Origin of the sequence: Castellaniella daejeonensis (genome assembly GCF_039523555.1) — a bacterium.
GTDB classification, from domain to species: Bacteria; Pseudomonadota; Gammaproteobacteria; order Burkholderiales; family Burkholderiaceae_B; genus Castellaniella; species Castellaniella daejeonensis.
Window position 1 is genome coordinate 151,890 of sequence record NZ_BAAAFN010000009.1, and the last position, 18,905, is coordinate 170,794.

The 18,905-nt window shown below is 68.8% G+C and carries 18 protein-coding genes; 6 read left to right on the forward strand and 12 right to left on the reverse strand.

Features of this window, described 5'->3' with window-relative positions:
• Positions 1 to 77 precede the first annotated feature (77 nt).
• The 8 genes from ABD022_RS06605 to ABD022_RS06640 all read right to left on the reverse strand — a co-directional run bounded on the left by ABD022_RS06605 (position 78) and on the right by ABD022_RS06640 (position 7,505).
• Positions 78 to 1,049: an ABC transporter ATP-binding protein gene (locus ABD022_RS06605; RefSeq protein WP_325125475.1), complete on the reverse strand. Its 972-nt coding sequence runs from the start codon at positions 1,047 to 1,049 to the stop codon at positions 78 to 80.
• Positions 1,046 to 2,140, reverse strand: coding sequence for an ABC transporter ATP-binding protein (locus tag ABD022_RS06610; RefSeq protein WP_343820535.1), 1,095 nt, complete (start codon positions 2,138 to 2,140; stop codon positions 1,046 to 1,048). The genes ABD022_RS06605 and ABD022_RS06610 overlap by 4 nt, the downstream gene beginning before the upstream one ends.
• Positions 2,137 to 2,970 carry a D,D-dipeptide ABC transporter permease gene (gene ddpC, locus ABD022_RS06615; protein ID WP_325125471.1) on the reverse strand — a complete coding sequence of 278 codons (834 nt, stop codon included), beginning with the start codon at positions 2,968 to 2,970 and terminating at the stop codon, positions 2,137 to 2,139. The genes ABD022_RS06610 and ddpC overlap by 4 nt, the downstream gene beginning before the upstream one ends.
• Positions 2,970 to 3,992, reverse strand: coding sequence for an ABC transporter permease (locus tag ABD022_RS06620; RefSeq protein ID WP_325125470.1), 1,023 nt, complete (start codon positions 3,990 to 3,992; stop codon positions 2,970 to 2,972). Before ABD022_RS06620 ends, ddpC begins: the two co-directional genes overlap by 1 nt.
• A gap of 1 nt (position 3,993) precedes the next feature.
• On the reverse strand, positions 3,994 to 5,556 hold the full coding sequence (locus ABD022_RS06625; protein WP_325125468.1) for an ABC transporter substrate-binding protein: 1,563 nt from the start codon (positions 5,554 to 5,556) through the stop codon (positions 3,994 to 3,996).
• A gap of 98 nt (positions 5,557 to 5,654) precedes the next feature.
• Positions 5,655 to 6,212, reverse strand: a complete 558-nt coding sequence (gene ddpX / locus ABD022_RS06630) for a D-alanyl-D-alanine dipeptidase (RefSeq protein ID WP_343820538.1) — start codon at positions 6,210 to 6,212, stop codon at positions 5,655 to 5,657.
• Positions 6,205 to 6,735 (reverse strand): hypothetical protein, encoded by a 531-nt coding sequence (locus tag ABD022_RS06635; RefSeq protein ID WP_343820539.1) that lies wholly within the window; start codon positions 6,733 to 6,735, stop codon positions 6,205 to 6,207. The genes ddpX and ABD022_RS06635 overlap by 8 nt, the downstream gene beginning before the upstream one ends.
• Entirely contained in the window at positions 6,732 to 7,505 is a 774-nt protein-coding gene (locus tag ABD022_RS06640) for a hypothetical protein (protein WP_343820541.1), read from the reverse strand. Before ABD022_RS06640 ends, ABD022_RS06635 begins: the two co-directional genes overlap by 4 nt.
• Positions 7,506 to 7,791: 286 nt before the next feature.
• Here ABD022_RS06640 and ABD022_RS06645 point away from each other — a divergent pair, with 286 nt between their 5' ends.
• The 6 genes from ABD022_RS06645 (at position 7,792) to ABD022_RS06670 (ending at position 14,981) form a co-directional block, all read left to right on the forward strand.
• Positions 7,792 to 8,643 (forward strand): formate/nitrite transporter family protein, encoded by an 852-nt coding sequence (locus ABD022_RS06645; protein ID WP_325125459.1) that lies wholly within the window; start codon positions 7,792 to 7,794, stop codon positions 8,641 to 8,643.
• Positions 8,644 to 8,678: 35 nt separating this feature from the next.
• The gene (gene nirB, locus ABD022_RS06650; protein ID WP_343820542.1) at positions 8,679 to 11,243 is read left to right on the forward strand and encodes a nitrite reductase large subunit NirB; all 2,565 of its coding nucleotides are present in this window, start codon (positions 8,679 to 8,681) and stop codon (positions 11,241 to 11,243) included.
• 11 nt (positions 11,244 to 11,254) lie between these two features.
• Entirely contained in the window at positions 11,255 to 11,728 is a 474-nt protein-coding gene (gene nirD, locus ABD022_RS06655; protein WP_343820543.1) for a nitrite reductase small subunit NirD, read from the forward strand.
• The gene (cobA, locus tag ABD022_RS06660; protein WP_343820544.1) at positions 11,706 to 12,563 is read left to right on the forward strand and encodes a uroporphyrinogen-III C-methyltransferase; all 858 of its coding nucleotides are present in this window, start codon (positions 11,706 to 11,708) and stop codon (positions 12,561 to 12,563) included. The genes nirD and cobA overlap by 23 nt, the downstream gene beginning before the upstream one ends.
• Entirely contained in the window at positions 12,560 to 13,465 is a 906-nt protein-coding gene (locus tag ABD022_RS06665) for a precorrin-2 dehydrogenase/sirohydrochlorin ferrochelatase family protein (protein ID WP_343820546.1), read from the forward strand. The genes cobA and ABD022_RS06665 overlap by 4 nt, the downstream gene beginning before the upstream one ends.
• An 82-nt stretch (positions 13,466 to 13,547) precedes the next feature.
• On the forward strand, positions 13,548 to 14,981 hold the full coding sequence (locus tag ABD022_RS06670; protein WP_343820548.1) for an ATP-binding protein: 1,434 nt from the start codon (positions 13,548 to 13,550) through the stop codon (positions 14,979 to 14,981).
• A 35-nt stretch (positions 14,982 to 15,016) separates the two neighbouring features.
• Here the strand turns inward: ABD022_RS06670 and ABD022_RS06675 are convergent, their stop codons facing one another.
• The 4 genes from ABD022_RS06675 to ABD022_RS06690 all read right to left on the reverse strand — a co-directional run bounded on the left by ABD022_RS06675 (position 15,017) and on the right by ABD022_RS06690 (position 18,905).
• Positions 15,017 to 15,625 carry a glutathione S-transferase gene (locus ABD022_RS06675; RefSeq protein WP_343820550.1) on the reverse strand — a complete coding sequence of 203 codons (609 nt, stop codon included), beginning with the start codon at positions 15,623 to 15,625 and terminating at the stop codon, positions 15,017 to 15,019.
• Between the two features lie 83 nt (positions 15,626 to 15,708).
• Positions 15,709 to 17,418, reverse strand: a complete 1,710-nt coding sequence (locus tag ABD022_RS06680) for an FAD-dependent oxidoreductase (RefSeq protein ID WP_343820551.1) — start codon at positions 17,416 to 17,418, stop codon at positions 15,709 to 15,711.
• The gene (locus ABD022_RS06685) at positions 17,415 to 18,140 is read right to left on the reverse strand and encodes an SDR family NAD(P)-dependent oxidoreductase (protein WP_343820552.1); all 726 of its coding nucleotides are present in this window, start codon (positions 18,138 to 18,140) and stop codon (positions 17,415 to 17,417) included. Before ABD022_RS06685 ends, ABD022_RS06680 begins: the two co-directional genes overlap by 4 nt.
• Before the next feature lie 15 nt (positions 18,141 to 18,155).
• Positions 18,156 to 18,905: an SDR family NAD(P)-dependent oxidoreductase gene (locus ABD022_RS06690; protein WP_343820554.1), complete on the reverse strand. Its 750-nt coding sequence runs from the start codon at positions 18,903 to 18,905 to the stop codon at positions 18,156 to 18,158.

An 18,905-nucleotide genomic window follows, 5' to 3' on the forward strand; every position in this document is an offset into this window, starting at 1 on the left:
TAGTTCCCGCAACGCCCGCAGCCCCCGCGATGCCGGACGCTTCCCGCCGCCCGGACGGCGGCGGTGCGGGCGCACTGCTACCGCGTCCCCGCCACGTGGCAGCGGTACGCGTGCAGGGGCGCGTCGGGCCGGGCCAGGAGCACCTGGGGCCGATCGCAGCCGGTCGTGGCCCAGGGGCAGCGGCCGCGGAAGAAACAGCCTTGCGGCAGGACGGCGTTGCCCGGCAGTTCGGCCGGCGGCGCCAGCTCGTCTTCGGGCCAGGGCCGGTCCAGGCGGGGTACCGCGTCCAGCAGTTCGCGCGTGTAGGGATGGCGCGGAGATTCCAGCACCTGCGCGGCCGGCCCCTGCTCCACCACCTGGCCCAGGTACATCACCGCCACCCGGTCGCACAGGTGACGCACGACCGAGACATTGTGCGAAATCAGCACATAGGTCAGGCCGTGGGCGCGGCGCAGTTCCCGCAGCAGGTTGAGGATCTGCGCCTGCACGGAGATGTCCAGCGCGGACGTGGGCTCGTCGAGCACGATCACGTCCGGTTCGGTCGCCAGCGCCCGGGCGATGGCGATCCGCTGGCGCTGTCCGCCCGAGAATTCATGCACATAACGGCCGAGCTGCTCGGGCCGCAGGCCCACCTGCCGGGCCAGGACCTCGGCCCGCGCCCGCAGGGCGGCCCTGTCCACGGAGCCGCGCCCGGCCGCCACCAGGGGCTCGATGATGACCTTCCAGGCCGGCAGGCGGGGATCCAGCGAGGACTGCGGATCCTGGAACACGATCTGGACGTCGGCCGGCCGCCCATCGGCACGCGGCAGCCTGCGCAGTTCGCCTTCGGAGGGCTTCAGCAGGCCCATCAGCACGGCCGCCAGCGTGCTCTTGCCGCAGCCGGATTCGCCGACGATGCCGAAGGCCTCGCCGCGCCGCACCTGCAGGCTGACGCCGTTCAGGGCATGGGCATGGCGCACCGCCCGCCCCCGCCAGTCGCGGGCGAGCGGGAAACGCACGTGGATTTCATGGGCATCGAGCACCGGCGCGCCCGGGACGGCAGCCGTCATTGCACGTCTCCCACGGCCTGTGCCGCCGGCGCGGGCGGCAGGGGATGCCAGCAGGCCACGCGGCGCTGCAGATCATCTCCCGGCAACGGCTCGAGCGCGGGCCGCCGCCGGCACATATCATCCGCGAAAGCGCAGCGATCGGAAAACACGCACCCCTGCGGCGGCCGGCGCATGTCGGGCACCCGTCCCGGGATCGAGGCCAGGTCCGAACCGGGCGCGGCGCGTTCCGGCAGGCCGTCCAGCAGGCCGCGCGTGTAGGGATGGCGCGGCGCGTTCAGCACCCGGCCGGTCGGCCCCTGCTCGACCACCGTCCCCGCATACATGACGTACACCCGGTCGCAGAACTGGGACACCACCGCCATGTCATGCGTGATGAACAGGATCGCGGCCCCGCGCTCGCGGGCGCGGAAGCGCAGCAGCTGCAGCACCTGGCGCTGCACCGTCACGTCCAGCGCCGTGGTGGGCTCGTCGGCGATCAGCAGCGCCGGGTCGCAGGAAAACGCCATCGCCGCCATCACCCGCTGTCGCATGCCGCCGGACAGTTCGAAGGGATAGGCCCGGAGCACCCGGTCCGGGTCGGGAATCATCATGTCGCGCAGCAGGGCTTCCGCGCGCTCCAGCGCCTCGCGCCGGCCCAGGCGGTGATGGGCGCGCAGCACGCCCGTCAGCTGGTCGCCGATGCGCCGGGTGGGATTCAGGGCCGTCATGGGCTCCTGGAAGATCATCGCCGCGCGGCGCCCGCGCCATTCCCGCATGCGCGCTTCGGAGGCGGCCAGCACGTCTTCGCCGCACAGGCGCAGGCTGCCGCCCGTGATCCGGTGACCCCCGGGGGGCAGCAGCCGCAGCGCCGCCATGGCCGTGACCGACTTGCCCGAGCCGGATTCGCCCACCACGCCGACGATCTCGCCCGGCATGACGCGCAGGCTGACACCGCCCAGCGCACAGACCGCGCCGCCGAAGACGGGGAATTCCAGCGACAGATCGCGGATCTCGAGGACGGGCTCGGCCACGCCACTGTCCAGCGCGCCAGCCAGCAGCCCGGGGGCGGAACGCCCTGCCCGGGCTTGCAGGGATGCCGGATCGGCGCTCATTTCACCCTCGCCTTGGGGTCCAGCAGATCGCGCACCCCATCGCCCACCAGGTTGCAGGCCAGGGCCGTCACCAGGATCGCGCAGCCCGGCGTCACGGTGTACCACCACTGGTCCAGCAGGAAATTGCGGCCGGTCGCCACCATGGCGCCCCATTCGGCGGTGGGCTGCTGCGCCCCCAGGCCGATGAAGCCCAGCGCTGCCGCCATCAGGATCGCCCCGCCGATGTCCAGTGTGGCCTGCACCACGATGGGCGAGGCGGCGTTGCGCGCCACATGCCAGCGCACCGCATGGCGGCGTGTCGCGCCGAAGGTCCAGGCCGCCTGCACATAGGCCATTTCGCGGATGCTCAGCGTCTGCCCGCGCGCGAGCCGCACGTAGAACGGGATGCGCACCAGCGTGATCGCCAGCATGGCATTGAACAGGCTGGGCCCCAGCGCCGCCGCCAGCGCCATGATCAACACCAGCGAAGGCACCGACAGCACCACATCCATGGTCCGCATGACCAGGCTGTCGAAGCGGCCGCCCATGATTCCGGAAAAGCAGCCGATCACGGCACCCGCCACGCTGGCGCAGCCGGCCACGAACAGCCCCACCCCGATGGACTGGCGCCCGCCGTAAAGCACGCGGCTGAAGATGTCCCGGCCCACTTCGTCGGTACCGAACCAGTGCGCCGCCGACGGCGCGGCCAGCCGGTGCACCAGGTCGATGCGTTCGGGATCGTAGGGCGCCACCCAGTCGGCCAGCAACACGGCCAGGCCCACCGCCGCCAGGATCGCCAGCCCCAGCAGCATCAGGGGATTGCGGCGCAACTGGTACAGCAGGTAGCGCATCAGCCGACCTCCCGGATGCGCGGATCGAGCCGCCGGTACAGCAGGTCCACCAGCAGGTTCAGGATCACATAGGCAAAGGACACCACCACGGCGAACCCCATCACGGCCGGGAAATCCAGCGCCTGGATCGAATCCACCACATAGGCCCCCATGCCCGGCCAGCCGAACACGGTTTCCGTCAGCACCGCCCCGTACAGCAGATCGCCCAGGGCCAGGCCCAGCACCGTCACCGACGGGATCAGCGCGTTGGGCAGCGCGTGGCGCACCACCACCGTCCACGAACCCAGGCCGTAGGCCCGGGCGGTGCGGACGTAGTCCTCGCCCAGCTGCTCCAGCATGGACGAACGCACCTGCCGCGCGACCACGCCCAGGTGCACGAAGCCCAGCGTCAGCGCGGGCAGGATCATGTGTTCGAGCGCGCTGCGCCAGACCACCCAGTCGCCGGCCACCGCCGCGTCGATCAGGTACAGCCCCGTGATGCCTGGGGGAGGAGACAGGCCCTGGTCGATGCGCCCGCCCCCCGGCAGCCAGCCGAGCTTGCCGTAGAACACCACGATCAGGCCCAGCCCCAGCCAGAAGGCGGGAGTGGAAATGCCGGTGACGGCCAGCGTGCGGGCGATGTGGTCGATGAAGCGGTTGCGGTACACCGCCGACAGCACGCCCAGCGGGATGCCCAGCAGCGTTGCCAGCAGCAGGGCCGTCAGGGCCAGCTCGAGCGTGGCGGGAAAGAACGCGGCGATATCCTGCAGCACCGGGCGGTGCGTGCGGATCGATGTGCCGAGATCCCCCTGCAGCAACTGCCCCATGTAGCGCAGATACTGCTGCGGCAGGGGCAGGTCCAGGCCCAGCTGCGCGCGGATGTGGGCCACGATTTCCGGCGTGGCCCGGTCGCCCGCCACCAGGCGGGCCGGGTCGCCGGGCACCAGATGGGAAATGGCGAAGGTGATCAGGGACACCCCGACCACCACCCAGACCAGGCTGGCCAGCCGCCGCCGCACCACGGACAGCCAGGACACATTCATCTTATTTCGTCATGTCGGCGACGTTGAAGACGCGTTCGAGCATGGGATTGAAGACGAAGCCCTTGACGTTCGCCCCCAGCCCGGCCTGGTAGTTCTTCTGGTACAGGTAGGCATAGGCCGCGTCCTTCACGACCTGCTCCTGGACCTGCTTGTACAGCGCCACACGCGGCGCCTGCTCGCTCAGGGTGGCGGCTTCGCGCAGCCACTGGTCCACCTGGGGATTGGCATAGAAGGACCGGTTGCCCGCCAGCCCCTTCTTGTCCGAATCGAACCAGTAGCTGGTGAACATGTAGGGATCCGCGAAATCGGGGCTCCAGTTGCCGATGGAAATATCGAAATTGCCCTGGCCAAGGTTCTCGCGCAGCGTGGCGTTGGCCAGTTTTTCGAGCTTGACCGGCACGCCGATGGCAGTGAGATTGGCCTGCACCGTGAGCGCGATGGGTTCCCAGGCGGGATCCTGGGTGGAATAGCGCAGCAGCAGCGGCGACTTCACCCCGCCGGCCTTTTCCACCAGCGCCTTGGCCGCCGCCACGTCCTGCTTGGGTTGCGGCAGATCGGCGTCATGCCCCCACATGCCCTCGGGGATCGGACCGCGCATCTGCTTGGCCTGCCCCATCATGATGCCGTCCACGATGCCCTGGTAATCCAGCGCGGCCACCACGGCGCGGCGCAGGTCAGCGTTCTGCAGCGGCCCCCTGGCGTTGTTCAGGTACAGGTAGGTCACCCGCAGCGACGGGAATTCCGCCACGTGCACGGCCTGGTCCTTTTTCAGGGCCTGGAGCTGATCCACCGGCAGTTCCTCGGCCACGTCCAGGTCGCCCTTCTGCAGCTGCAGGCGGCGCGCGGAGGCTTCCGGCACGATCTTCACCACGAACTTGTCGAGCGTGGGCTTCTTGGAGCCGGCGTAGTTCGGATTGCGTTCCAGCACCAGCGACTGGCCCTTTTGCCAGGACACCAGCTGATAGGGCCCCGAGCCCGCGGTGTGGCCCGACAGCCAGGCGTCCGCGTCGTCGCGCTGCATGGCCTTGGGGTTGACGATGGACGCGCCGTTGTTGGCCAGCGTGTAGAGGAACGGCGCGAATGGCTTCTGCAGCGTGAAGCGCACGGTGAGCGCATCCGTGGCATCGACCTTCATGTCGGCGGGGAAAGCTTCGGACGGCCCTTGTTTCTTGGCCAGCAGCCGCTCGAAGGACTGCTTCACGGCCTGGGCATCCACGGGCGTGCCGTCGGAAAACTTCTGGCCGTCGTGCAGCTTGAATGTCCAGACTAGGTTGTCCGGCGAAGCCGACCAACTGGCGGCCAGGTCGCCTTCGACTTCGGTCGAGCCGTGGCCGTCGACCTGCTTGTAGCGCATCAGGCGCTGATAGGCCGGGTAGGTGACGGTCCAGTCGTTGTTGTCGATGGTGACGGCCGGATCCAGGGTCTGGGGATCGGCGGGCTTGCCGATCACCAGCGTATCGGCCGGCGTGGCCGCGAGCGCGCCGCCCGACAGGATACAGGCCCCCACGCCCATCACCGCCGCCATCAAGGCGCGGCGGATACCCGTGCGAATCGTGAATTGCATATCGCCTCCGTCCAATGAAAACCCCATCGGCGGAACGCCCGAGCCTTGGCAAGACCGCGTCCGCCCCCGTATCCGGCCCGCGCGGGCCGGCACACAGATCAGTCAGCGACGACCCGTACCAGGTCGCTCTCCGGCAGTAACGCATATTCCCGCGCGTCGGGCAATTCGTAATGCCACCACTCCGTCGGGATCGACCGGAAGCCGGCCTGCAGCATGATCCCCAGCAACAGATGGCGGTTGCGCTGCGCGTCGGGCGGCACATCGTCGCGGTCGTGATGCGACTGGTCGCGCATGTCGTCGAAATCCGTGCCCATGTCCAGGGGCGAACCGTCGGCGTCCAGCAGCCCGACGTCCACCGCCACGCCGCGCGTGTGGTTCGATCCCTGGGCCGCGTCCGCCACGTAGCGCGGATCGGGCAGCATCCGCCAGAACACCGCCTGGGCAGCCGCCGGGCGGTAGGCGTCGTAGACGGCCAGGGCCAGGCCCGCGCGGTGTGCGGCCCGGGCCGCACGCAAGAGGCAATCGGCCGCGGCCGGCCTCAGGGCGCAACGGGCGCCGGGCGCGTACACCGGCCGGCCGGTCAGGTTGCCGGGCGTGGCATAGGCCAGCGCGATGTGCAAGCCGTCGGTTGCGGGGATTTCGATCAGGTCAGGCATGCGTGCGCGGCGCTGTTCCGTAGAAAGGGAAGTGATGATGCAAATGCCATGCAGGAACAGGATCTTTAGGCTGTGCCCACGACGGGCCGGCGTGTTCCCGGGCACCTTCATAGATACGGCGGCTGCCGGAGGCATCCAAGTAAATCACACGCAAGACATGGCGTCCAGCCACACCCAAACAAGAACAGGGCTGGATTTCGTGGCAGGCCTGGGCGATCAATTTCACATCGTCCCGTGCCACCCGCCGCGATACGCCGGATTCATACGGGTTGAGATCATTCCATAAAACACCCGCCACCTGGCCATGAGGCACATTGAACGGGATGGATCGGAAGTTCTTGAGGGGAAGATCCGTGATCGACTGCTTCACGCCGAACTCCGCCGCCACGATGGCAGAGAAATACATGGGAATCTGCCGCCCCAGCAGAAACTGGTAATACTTGACCGCCACACGATGATGCAGTCGACTCCCATCGACCAGGGAAATCAGGAAGCTGGTATCGAGCAAGACCGATGTCGTCATGCCCCACCATTTCTCAGGTCTTCCAGCCAGGCGGTCACATCGGAGACACCCGACCATGCAACCGTCCCGCGCCGTACCATCGCGTCGAACTCCGCCTCGTCATAAACGGGCTGGTGCGACTCGAACGAGAGCAGCCTGGGATGACGGATCATGCCGGTCAGCAGATTTTCCTCCGCCGCGATGTGAAGCAACGCAGGGCGATACAAGCGATTCTTTTCTTCCCGGGCCAGCAGATCCTGGGTTGCCGAGATCTTCAGTACCGTGCCATCGTCCATTTCCAGGTGGACATTGACCCTGACCTTGCCCCCCCAGTCCACGATCCGGCCATGGACATATTTCTCGACAGCCACCCATGGATCTTCGACCTTGCGGAAGCTCGTCTCATGGCTGATGAGCCAGTTCAGGCGCTCATCGACATCGGCCACACGATAAACGCGATGGGGATTCTGCCGCGAAGACGCCTGCCAGCGTTCGATCACGGCAGCCCGTTTTGGGTCGATCCGACTCAATGCATCCTGCGTTTCTAGCCGAGCCAGATCCGCCCATAACGTGGTTGCCGCCATCAGTCCGGTCGCCACCAGAGCCAACGAGCCGTCTTCCATTGAGACCAACACCTCGGACGGATCGATGTCCCTGGAGGTTCCCCGCAAGAACTCGGTGACGTCTTTCTGAAACTCCCCCAGCAGACTCAAAGGCACGTGCTTGAGCCCGACCTCTGCATCATTGATGCGGTCGCTCACGGCAAAGCGAAGGGCATTGAGCGGTTCCATATCCTCATTCTAGGCCCAAGCACGCCCGTCGTCAGCACAGTGACGGGACAGGATTGGCACGGCCGTCCATGGTGCACCCCGGCACCGCATTGATGCAGGCACGCCCCACCGGCGACCTTCGCGGCCGGCCCGGGCCGGAGTCGCTACCCGCCCGCCGCACGGCGGCGCCAGGCACCGCAACCCAGGCGCAGCGCGCCTCGCGGCAGGCGGCCCGGTCCCGGACGGAAAAGTTGGCACGTGAATTGCTTAACCCTGAATGAAGTCCTTTCACCGACAGGGAGCACCTATGTACGACGACACCATCGACGGCTTCGTGAAAGCCGCCAACGCCAAACTCGGCCTGCTGCGCCGCGCGCCCCTTGGATTTTTCGTGGGCTGCATGCTGGCCGGCGCCTACATCGGCCTGGGCATCATCCTGATCCTCAGCCTGGGCAACCACATACCGGCGAACGTCCGGCCGCTCGTCATGGGCGCCACGTTCGGCATCGCGCTGATCCTCGTGGTCATCGCCGGCGCCGAGCTGTTCACCGGCCACACCATGGTCATGGCGCTGCGCCGCTACCGGGGCCAGGGCAGCTGGGCCGAGGCGTTCTCGGTCCTGGGCGTGAGCTGGATCGGCAACCTGTGCGGCGCCGCCGTGCTGGCGGGCCTGTTCGTCATGGGCGGAGGCGGCGGGCTGCTGGACGACCCGCAGGGCCTGCTCATGACCGTCGCCTCGCACAAGATGAACGGCACGGCCGCCAGCCTGTTCGCCCGTGCCGTGCTGTGCAACTGGCTGGTATGCCTGGCGGTCTGGATGTCGGCGCGTGTCTCTTCCGACAGCGCCCGCTGCATCGTCATTTTCTGGTGCCTGATGGCCTTCATCGCCAGCGGCTACGAACACAGCGTGGCCAACATGACGCTGTTGCTGCTGGCGCTGATCGGCAATCACCCCGAGACCGTGAGCCTGGGCGGCATGGCCTGGAACCTGGCGTGGGTGACGCTGGGGAACATCGTCGGCGGCGCCGTCTTCGTCGCCGGCGCCTACCGGGCGGCCTCGCCCGCGCCGATGCTCGCACCGGCAGCCGTTCCCGCCGCCGCTGCCGAGCGTGAGCCCGGCACGCGGCCGGCGCTGGACGCCTCTGCCGCACGGCCCTGACCCCCATGAGCACCCCCAGATTACCGGAGCACACCATGAACCCCCACGACCTGCCCGCCTCCGCCGCGGGCCCGCAAGCCGCACCGCGCCTGGTCGTCATCGGCCACGGCATGGTCGGCCACCGCCTCCTGGAAGAACTCGCACGCGAAGCGCATGGCTACGACATCACCGTGCTTTGCGCCGAACCCCGCCCGGCCTACGACCGGGTACGGCTCAGCCAGTGCTTCGATGGCGCCAGCACGCAAGACCTGGCGCTGGCCGACGAGGATTTCTTCCGCGAGCACCGCATCACCGTGCTGCGGGACACGCGGGCCGCCTGGATCGACCGCAAGCGGCGGCGCGTCCACGTCTCGGACGAGCAATTCCACCCCTACGACAAACTGGTCATCGCCACGGGATCCAACCCCTTCATCCCACCCATCGAGGGCGCGGACCGGCCCGGCTGCCTGCCCTACCGCACGCTCGAAGACGTGGAGGCCATCCGCGCCTGCGCGGCCGGCAGCCGGCGCGGCGTGGTCATCGGCGGCGGCCTGCTGGGGCTGGAGGCGGCACGCGCCCTGCGCAACCTGGACCTGGACACCCATGTGGTCGAGTTTTCCGCCCACCTGATGGCGGCGCAGCTGGACGAGCCCGGCGGGCGCCTGCTGCGCAGCAAGATCGAAGCCCTGGGCATCCACGTCCACACGTCCAAGATGACTGCGTCCATCGGCGACGGCCTGCGCTCGCGCCACCGCCTGCGCTTCTCGGACGGCGACTTCCTGGAAACCGACATGGTGGTCTTTTCCGCCGGCATCCGGCCGTGCGACCGCCTGGCGCACAACTGCGGCCTGGTGATCGGCGAGCGCGGCGGCATCGTGATCGACGCGCACTGCCGCAGTTCCGACCCCGACGTCTACGCCATCGGCGAAGTCGCCAGCTGGCAGGGCGGCACTTTCGGCCTGGTCGCGCCCGGCTACGAAATGGCGCGGGTCTGCGCCGCCCACCTGCTGGGCCGCGACGCGCCGGTCTTCCAGGGGCTTCTGCCCGGCACCAAGCTCAAGCTGCTGGGCGTGGAAGTCGGGTCCATCGGCGACGCCCACGGGCGCGCACCCGGCAGCGTCAGCTGCGTGTTCGAGGACACGCTGGCCGGCACGTACCGCAAGCTGGTCATGGATCCGAAGGGCAAGCGCCTGCGGGGCGCCGTCCTGGTGGGCGACACCGGGGCCTTCGGCCTGCTGGACCAGTATTTCAGCAACGGCCTGGACCTGCCCGAGCAGCCCGCATCCCTGATCGCGCCGCAGGCCGGCGCCGCGCCGGCGCTGGGCGTGGACGCGCTGCCCGACACGGCGCAGATCTGCTCCTGCAACCAGGTCAGCAAGGGCGCCCTGTGCGGCGCCATCGCCGACGGCTGCACCACCCTGGGCGACCTGAAGACGCGCACCCGCGCCGGCACCACCTGCGGCGGCTGCCTGCCCCTGGTCAAGCAGGTGCTGGAAAGCGAACTGCAGCGCCGGGGCATCGCCGTGGACCACAGCCTGTGCGAACACTTCCCCCACAGCCGCCAGGAGCTCTACCACATCGTCCGCGTCAACGGCATCCGCGATTTCGAAACCCTGATCGCCCGCCACGGCAAGGGCCGGGGCTGCGACATCTGCAAGCCCACGGCGGCGTCGATCTTCGCCTCGTGCTGGAACGAATATGTGCTGTCGCCCAGGCACGCGCCCCTGCAGGACAGCAACGACGCCTACCTGGGCAACCTGCAGAAGGACGGCACCTACTCCGTGGTGCCGCGCATCCCGGGCGGGGAAATCACGCCCGACAAGCTGATCGTCATCGGCGAAGTCGCCCGCAAATACGACCTGTACACCAAGATCACCGGCGGCCAGCGCATCGACCTGTTCGGCGCTCGGCTGGAACAGCTGCCGGCGATCTGGCGCGAACTGATCGACGCCGGCTTCGAATCCGGCCACGCCTACGGCAAGGCCCTGCGCACGGCCAAATCCTGCGTGGGCAGCACCTGGTGCCGCTTCGGCGTGCGCGACTCGGTGGGCATGGCCATCCGGCTGGAGCAGCGCTACCGGGGCCTGCGCGCCCCGCACAAGATCAAGATGGCCGCTTCGGGCTGCACGCGCGAATGCGCCGAGGCCCAGAGCAAGGACGTGGGCATCATCGCCACCGAAAAGGGCTGGAACCTGTACGTGTGCGGCAATGGCGGCATGCGCCCGCGGCACGCGGAACTGCTGGCCTCGGACCTGGACGACGACGCCCTGATCCGCACCATCGACCGGTTCCTCATGTTCTACATCCGCACGGCAGACAAGCTGCAGCGCACCGCCGCCTGGCGCGAAAGCCTGGAAGGCGGCCTGGACTACCTGAAGGACGTGATCGTGCGCGACAGCCTGGGCCTGGGTGCGGAACTGGAAGCCCAGATGCAGTCCCTGGTGGATGCCTACGAATGCGAATGGGCCGCCACCCTGAAAGACGAGCAGGCCCTGCGCCGCTTCCGGTCCCTGATCAACAGCGACGCGCCCGACGAGCACATCGTCCACGTGCGTGAACGCGGCCAGCCGCGCCCGGCCACCGCCCAGGAACGGGAAGCCCTGGCCGCCCCGGCCGAATGAAGGAGCACGCCATGAAGCCATCGACCCACCGGCGCGCCAAGGGCGCCGCCGAACACTCCGCCCCCGAGACTCCGGCGCGTGCCGGAACGCACGCCCACGACAGCGCCGAGGCTACCGCATGGCAAGCCGTCTGCCGCCTGGACGAACTGGTCGCGGGCGCCGGCGCGGCCGTCCGCGCCCACGGCGCGCAGGTCGCCGTGTTCCTGACGGACACCGGCCCCTACGCCCTGGACCACGTCGATCCCTTCTGCGGCGCGGCCATCCTGGCGCGCGGCATCGTCGGCGAACTCCAGGGCCACCCCGTGGTCGCCTCGCCCATGTACAAGCAGCATTTCCGCCTGGACACCGGCCAGTGCCTGGAAGACGAGACCGTGCGCGTGCGCCGCTGGCCACTGCGCGTGGATGCCGACGGCACCCTGAGCATCGGCCGCCTCGAAACCGCCCACGATCCGGAGGCCGCCCATGCGCCCGAAGCCACAGCCTGAATCCCTTCGCGGACCGGCCGACCCCGGCGCGGACCGCCCCACGCCGTCACCCGCCCCGGACCAGGCCCGATCCGGGCACGTCTGGCTCGTCGGGGCCGGGCCCGGCGATGCCGACCTGATCACCCTGCGCGGCCTGCGCGCCCTGCAGGCCGCCGACGTCGTGTTCCACGACAGCCTGGCCGCGCCGGAACTGCTGGACCACTGCCGTCCCGGCACTCCCAGGATCCCCGTGGGCAAGCGGGCTGGCCGGCACAGCGTGCCCCAGGAAGACATCCACATCCTGCTGGCGGCGCACGCCCGGGCCGGCCTCACGGTCGTGCGCCTGAAGGGCGGCGACCCCTTCATCTTCGGGCGCGGCGGCGAAGAAATGGAATTCCTGCGCGCCCAGGGCATCCCGGTGACGGTCGTGCCCGGCGTCACCGCCGCCTCGGGCTGCGCGGCCGCCACCGGCATCCCGCTCACGCACCGCGACCTGGCGGCCGGCGTCTGCCTGATGACCGCCCACCGCCAGGACGGCGCGGGCGATCTGGACTGGACATCCCTGGCGGCGGACCGCCAGCGCACCCTGGTGTTCTACATGGGGCTGTTCCAGGCCGGCCACGTCGGCACGGAACTGCTGCTGCACGGCCTGCCCGGCGCCACGCCGGCCGCGCTCATTTCCCAGGGCGCCACCCCGCGCCAGAAAGCCGTGCGCTGCACGCTCGCCGGCCTGGCGCGGACGGCCCGCAGCGCCGGTCTGGAATCGCCCTGCCTGATCGTGATCGGCGACGTCGTCGCCCTGGCCGACCCGGCGCGCGTGCCCTGGGCGGAAGAACCCGTGGCCTGCCCCGCATGAAGGCCCTCTACCCCCTGTTCGCCGACCTGGACGGCCGCCCGGTGCTGGTCGTGGGCGGGGGCGCCGTGGCCGAACGCAAGGTGCGCGCCCTGCTGAACTGCGGCGCCCAGGTTCGGGTCGGCGCGCCGCGCCTGACCCGCACACTGCAGGCCTGGGCCGCCGAAGGCCGCCTCGCGCACCTGGCGGGGCCGTTCCGGGAAGACTGGCTGGAATCCGCCTGGCTGGTCATCGCCGCCACCGACGACCGCGCGCTCAACGCCCGCGTGAAGGCTGCCGCGGACACGCGCCGCATCCTGGCCAACGTCGTGGACGACCCCGCGCTGTCGTCCTTCCAGGTGCCGGCCATCGTCGACCGCGCCCCCCTGACCATCGCCATTTCCTCGGGCGGCGCCGCCCCGGTCCTGGCCCGGCGCCTGCGCGAACGCATGGAATCCCTGTTCGATCCCGCGCTGGGCGACCTGGCCCGGCTGGCCCGCGACCACCGGCCCGCCATCCGCCGTGCCTATCCCGACCACGGCGCTCGCCGCCGTTTCTACGACTGGCTGTACGACGGCCCCGTCCTGGCGCACCTGCGCGCAGGCAATTCCGCCGAAGCGGCACGCACGCTGCTTGCCCGGCTGGACGACGCCGGCAGCGAAACCGCGCCGCCGCGCCGCCTGAGCTGGATCGCCCCCTGCCCCGCCGATCCGGGCAGCATCACCCTGAGCCAGCTGCGCGCCCTGAACGAGGCCGACGTGCTGGTGCACGACACGCGGGTGAGCGAGGCCGTGCTGTCCCTGGCGCGGCGCGACGCGGATCGCCGGCCGCTGGAAACGGACTGGCCCGAGGACGCCGGGTCGCGGGAAGCCCAAGTGCTGGCGCTGTGCGCGGGATACCGGAACGCGGTGGCGCTGGTGGTTTAGCGCCGCAAACCCGGAGGGAGACCACGGCCCAGCTCTCATGATAGAGTTAAGCATAAGAATTCATGCTTAACTGGATTTCCGGATGAGAGACGTTTCAAATCAACAGGTTACTGATCATCTTAAGAGACTGAACCTGTGGTGGCAAACCAGCCGGATGGATGCCAACACGCTGTCCATGCATCCCAGGGCCTACCTCACACCCATCAGGCAACTGCTGCTGGAACCCAGCCTGCGGCGCGCCATCGTGCTGCTGGGGCCACGCCGCGTGGGCAAGACCATCCTGATCCGCCACCTGATGGCCGACCTGCTCACCAGCGGAATACCACCACACCGCATCGCCTATGTCGAAATGGATCACCCGCTGTTGCATGGCCAGTCACTCGAGGCATTGATCCGCCAGATCGAGGAAGCCACACCCGACGGCGAAGGCACCCGCTATTTGTTCTTCGACGAAATCCAGTCTCACAAGGACTGGGAAAAACACCTCAAGCCATTGGTCGATCATCGGCCCGACTTGCGTATCCTCGTCTCCGGCTCAGCCGCCGCGGCGCTAAAGCGGCAGAGCACCGAATCAGGTGCGGGCCGTTTCACCGATTTTCTGTTGCCGCCGCTCACCTTTTCCGAATATCTGCAACTCCGTCAGGAACCCCCCGCCATTTTCGAAGAGTCCCCCGGACTGTACGCCCTCAAGGACATCCATCATCTGAATGAGCAGTTCGTCGACTACGTGAAATTCGGCGGCTACCCCGAACTCGCCCTGTCGCCCGCCGTCCGCAACGATCCCGAGCGCTTCGTCAAATCCGACATCGTGGACAAAGTCCTGCTTCGAGATTTGCCACAGCTATACGGCATCAAGGACATTCAGGAACTGAATTCCCTGTTCACCTTGCTGGCCTTCAATACGGCGGAAGAAGTTTCATTCGAGCAGCTATCCAAGCGTAGCGGCGTAGGCAAACCAACCATCCAGAGATATATCGAATACTTGGAGGCTGCCTTTCTCATCAAACGGGTATTCCGTGTCGATCAAGACGGCAAGCGCTACCAAAGGGAGCGCAATTTCAAGATCTACCTGACCAACCCAGCCATGTACACAGGACTGTTCGGAGTCAGGTCTCCCGACGACGCCGACTTTGGACATCTGGTGGAAACTGCGCTGTTTGCACAGCGTTTCCATGAAAACGCCCGATTGAACTATGCGCGCTGGGGCACAGCAGACAACGAAGTGGATCTTGTGGAGTCATCCCCTGCGCTCAAGCCCATTGCTGCCTTGGAAATCAAATGGAGCGATCGTTTCGTCAGCAGGCCGGAACTCCTGAAGGGGCTGATAAAATTCGTACACAACAACCGTCTGCCCATTGCCTGGTCGACGACCCGCACGCAGTTCGGTAAACAACAGATCAGCGGCAGCAAACTACGGCAGTGGCCTGCAGCGGTACTGGCCTTCCATTACGGCACACGCGCCGTCCAGGGCCGCCTGGCCGACTACGAAGCCCGGATCAAAGGCATTACGGACTGATTACCGGCCCGCCAAAGGCCAGCCGCGCCGCTACGTCAGGCCTTCAGCACCGTGGCCCGCATCGAGGGCCGCTGATCAAAGTCGGCGAACCAGGCCGCCAGCCCCGGATGGGGTCCCCGCCAGTCCAGATCCGGAAACCGCAGGTCCAGGTAGCTGAGCGCGCTGGCCAGCGCAATCACCCCGATGTCCAGCCGGTCGGCCGGCCAGCCGCCCACCGCCCGCTCGAACTGGCCCAGCGCGCTGCACGCCTTTTCTTCCTGGGTCTCGCGCCAGGCCGGCCATTGACGCTCGGCCGGCCGCAGCACGACCTCGTAACGCATCAGCAGGGCGGCATCCAGGATCCCGTCGGCCAGGGACTGGTCGACCAAGGCGGCCCACTTGCCGCCGCCGGCCGGGATCAGTGCGCCGCCCCCCTGGTCGTTCAGGTATTCGCACACGACCCGGCTGTCGTACAGCGCCTGGCCCTCGTCGGTGACGAGCGTCGGCAGCTTGCACAAGGGGTTGTCCCGCATCAGTTCCGGGCTGTGCGCCGTGGGCATGGTGACGACCGGCGCCAGTTCGATGCGGTCGGCCAGGCCCAGTTCATGGGCGGCAATCAGGCATTTGCGCACATAGGGCGAGGTCGACGAGTAATAGAGCTTCATGCGTTTCTCCAAAGATCTGAATTCGAAGCCGGACCGTAGCGCGCCCGGCGTCCGCGTTGTCCCGCGCGGTCCGTGACGCGCGCTCAGTCGGCCGCCGCCAGCGCGCGCCCCGCCACCCAGCCGAACGTCAGCGCCGGCCCCAGGGTGATGCCCGGCCCCGGATAGGCCCCGCCCATCACCGACTGCATGTCGTTGCCCGCGACGAACAGGCCGGGAATCGGATGCCCCTGCGCGTCCAGCGCCCGCGCCCGTTCATCCGTCCGGATGCCGCAGGCCGTGCCGATGTCGCCCGCCACCACCTCGACAGCATAGTACGGTCCCCGCCCCAGGGGGCGCAGGCAGGCGTTGGGCTGGTGGGCTGGGTCGCCCAGGTAGCGGTTGTAGGCGGTCGACCCCTTGCCGAAATCGGTGTCCTCGCCCCGTGCGGCCATCCCGTTGTAGCGCTCGACCGTCGCAGCGAGGCGCTGCGGATCGATGCCCAGGCGCGCCGCCAGGTCGGGCAGCGTGGCCGCGCGCACCAGATACCCGTCGTCGATCAGGTGCCGCCTCGGGCGGCCGCCCGGCAGGGCCAGGCCCAGGCCCCAGGTCTCGATGAAGGCGTGGTCGCAGATCAGGTAGGCGGGAATCTCCGGCGCCGGCTCGCCGCGGTACATCACGCTGACGAACTCGTGGTACGAGGCCGATTCGTTGACGAACCGTTCGCCGCGCCGGTTGACGGCGATCAGGCCCGGCTTGGCGCGGTCCCAGACCAGGTGCGGGTAGCGGACCACCGTGCCGTCCGCCTTGCGCCACAGGGACACCGGCGCCCAGAACGCCGGGGATGCGTAGCCCGTTCCCATGACCGCTCCGGCCCCGCGCGCCATGCCGATGCCTTCGCCCCGGTTGCCTTCGGGCGCCATGGACCAGGGACCGGTGGGCTGCGGATAGCATTCGGCCCGCAGTTCGGCGTTCCAGGGAAAGCCGCCGGTGGCGACGACGACGCCCTTGAGCGCCCGAATGCGCCGCACGGCCCCGCCCTGCTCGACCTCGACCCCCGCGACGCGGCCCTGCGCATCGCGGTGCAGCCGCCGGGCCGGCGTGTTCAGGCGGTAGGGTATCCGTTCGCGCAGGACGGCATGGAACAGCTGTGCGGCCAGGGCGTTGCCCAGCAGCAGGCGCGTGCCGCGATGATAGCCGCGCAGGCGGTCCATCCAGTAGGCCAGCACCAGCTTGCCGCCATGCCAGAACGACTTGAGCGAGCGCCACGCGCCCAGCAGATGATAGACGTCCGTGACGTTGACCATCATGCCGCCCAGCACGACGAATTCCTTCAGGGGATCGCGCAGTTCCTTGAAATGCGCGCCCAGCCGCCTGCCGTCGAAGGGCAGCGGATCCATGGCACGGCCGCCCAGGGACGCGCCCGGCCGGTCGGGATAGTAGTCGGGCGAATATTGCCGCGCGGCCAGCGCCAGCGCCCCGCGCGCCTGCAGGTATTCCACCATGGCGGGACCGTTGTCCAGGTAGGCCTGCAGCATCTCCGGCGGCGAGGCGTCGCCCACCGTCCGCCGCAGGTATTCCCGGACCTGCTCGATCGTATCGTCGCCGTGGCCGGCCGCGGCCGCCCCCGGGTTCAGGGGAATCCAGACCGCCCCGCCGGACACCGCGGTCGAACCGCCGATGCGATCGGTCTTTTCCAGCAGCAGCACCCGCAAGCCTTCGAAATGGCACGTCAGCGCGGCCGACATGCCGGCCGCCCCGGATCCCAGCACCACCACATCGACGGTCTCGTCCCATTGCACGTCATTCATTCTCATGCTCCCGATCCGCCCAGGGATTTGCCCCCGTCGACGAACAGCACCTGCCCGGTGATGAAGGACATCGCCGGCCCCGCCAGGAACGACACCGCGTGGGCGATGTCTTCGGGCGTGCCCGCCTGGCCCGTCGGCTGCAGGGCCAGCTGGGCCGCCAGCCGCTCCGGCGTCAGCGCGCGCAGCATCGGCGTATCGATCAGACCCGGCGCAATCGCGTTGACCAGGATCCCCCGTTCGGCCAGTTCCATCGCGCTCGCCCGGGTATAGCCCACCAGCGCGGCCTTGGACGCCACGTAGTGCGCGTGATGGCGCGCCCCCAGGTAGGCGCGCGAGGCGATGTTCACCACCTTGGCTCCGGCGGCCATCCGCGCGGCAGCCTTCTGCGTCAGGCTGGCCGCCGCGATCAGGTTCACCTCGAACATGCGCCGGAAATCATCCTGCGACACGTCGAAGAACTTGCGCTCGTCGAACAGGCCCGCGCTGTTCACCAGCGCCGCCAGCGGCGGCAGCCCGTCGATCAGCGCGTCGATCTGCGCCTCGTCGGCCAGGTCCACCACACGCGGATCGATCTCGAGCCCTTCACCCCGCAGCCGCTCGGCCAGCGCGCGCAAAGGCGCCTCGCCGCGATCCACCGCCACGACCCTGAAGCCATCCAGCGCCAGGCGCCGGACGATCGCCTGTCCCATGCCGCCCGCCGCGCCGGTGACCAACGCCACTGATTCCATTCCGTTTTCCTCGTCTCAAGCCGATAGAAAGCCGCCGTCCACCGGCAGCACGACACCCGTCACGTAACTGGCCATCTCCGAGGCCAGGAACACGACGGGACCGGCGATCTCCCGCGGTTCGCCGCCCCGGCCCATCGGCGCCCGCGTCATGAACCAGTCCGCCCCGCCGGGCGTCGCGAGTTGCGGCGCCACCATCCCGGTCAGCATCAGGCCCGGCGCCACCGCGTTCACGCGCACCCCGAACGGCGCCAGGTCGCGCGCCAGCGCCTGGGTGAAGGACCGCACCGCGCCCTTGGATGCGACGTAGGCCGCCGACGAGACCCCGCTGACGAAGGCCACGACGGACGACAGGTTGACGATGCAGCCGTGCGTGGCCTTGAGCTGTCCCACGAAGGCGTGCGTGACGTTGAACAGGCCTTCCAGGTTCACGGCGACCACCCGGTCCCAGACCTCCCGGGACTGCGGGTCGTCGATGCGCGCGCGGCCCGAGACTCCCGCGTTGTTCACCAGGATGTCGATCGGCCCCAGGCGCGCCGCCAGGTCCGCCGCCCGGCGGGCGACCGCCTCGCGGTCGGTCACGTCGATCGTCTCGCCCCAGGCCTGTCCGCCCCCGGCGCGAATCCGGTCGGCCAGATCCCGGGCGCGCGCGCCGTCCAGGTCGGCCGCGATCACCCGGGCGCCCTGCGAGGCCAGACCCTGCGCGATGGCCGTTCCCAGGCCGCCCGCCGCGCCCGTCACCAGGGCCAGCCTGTCCTCCAGCAGCAT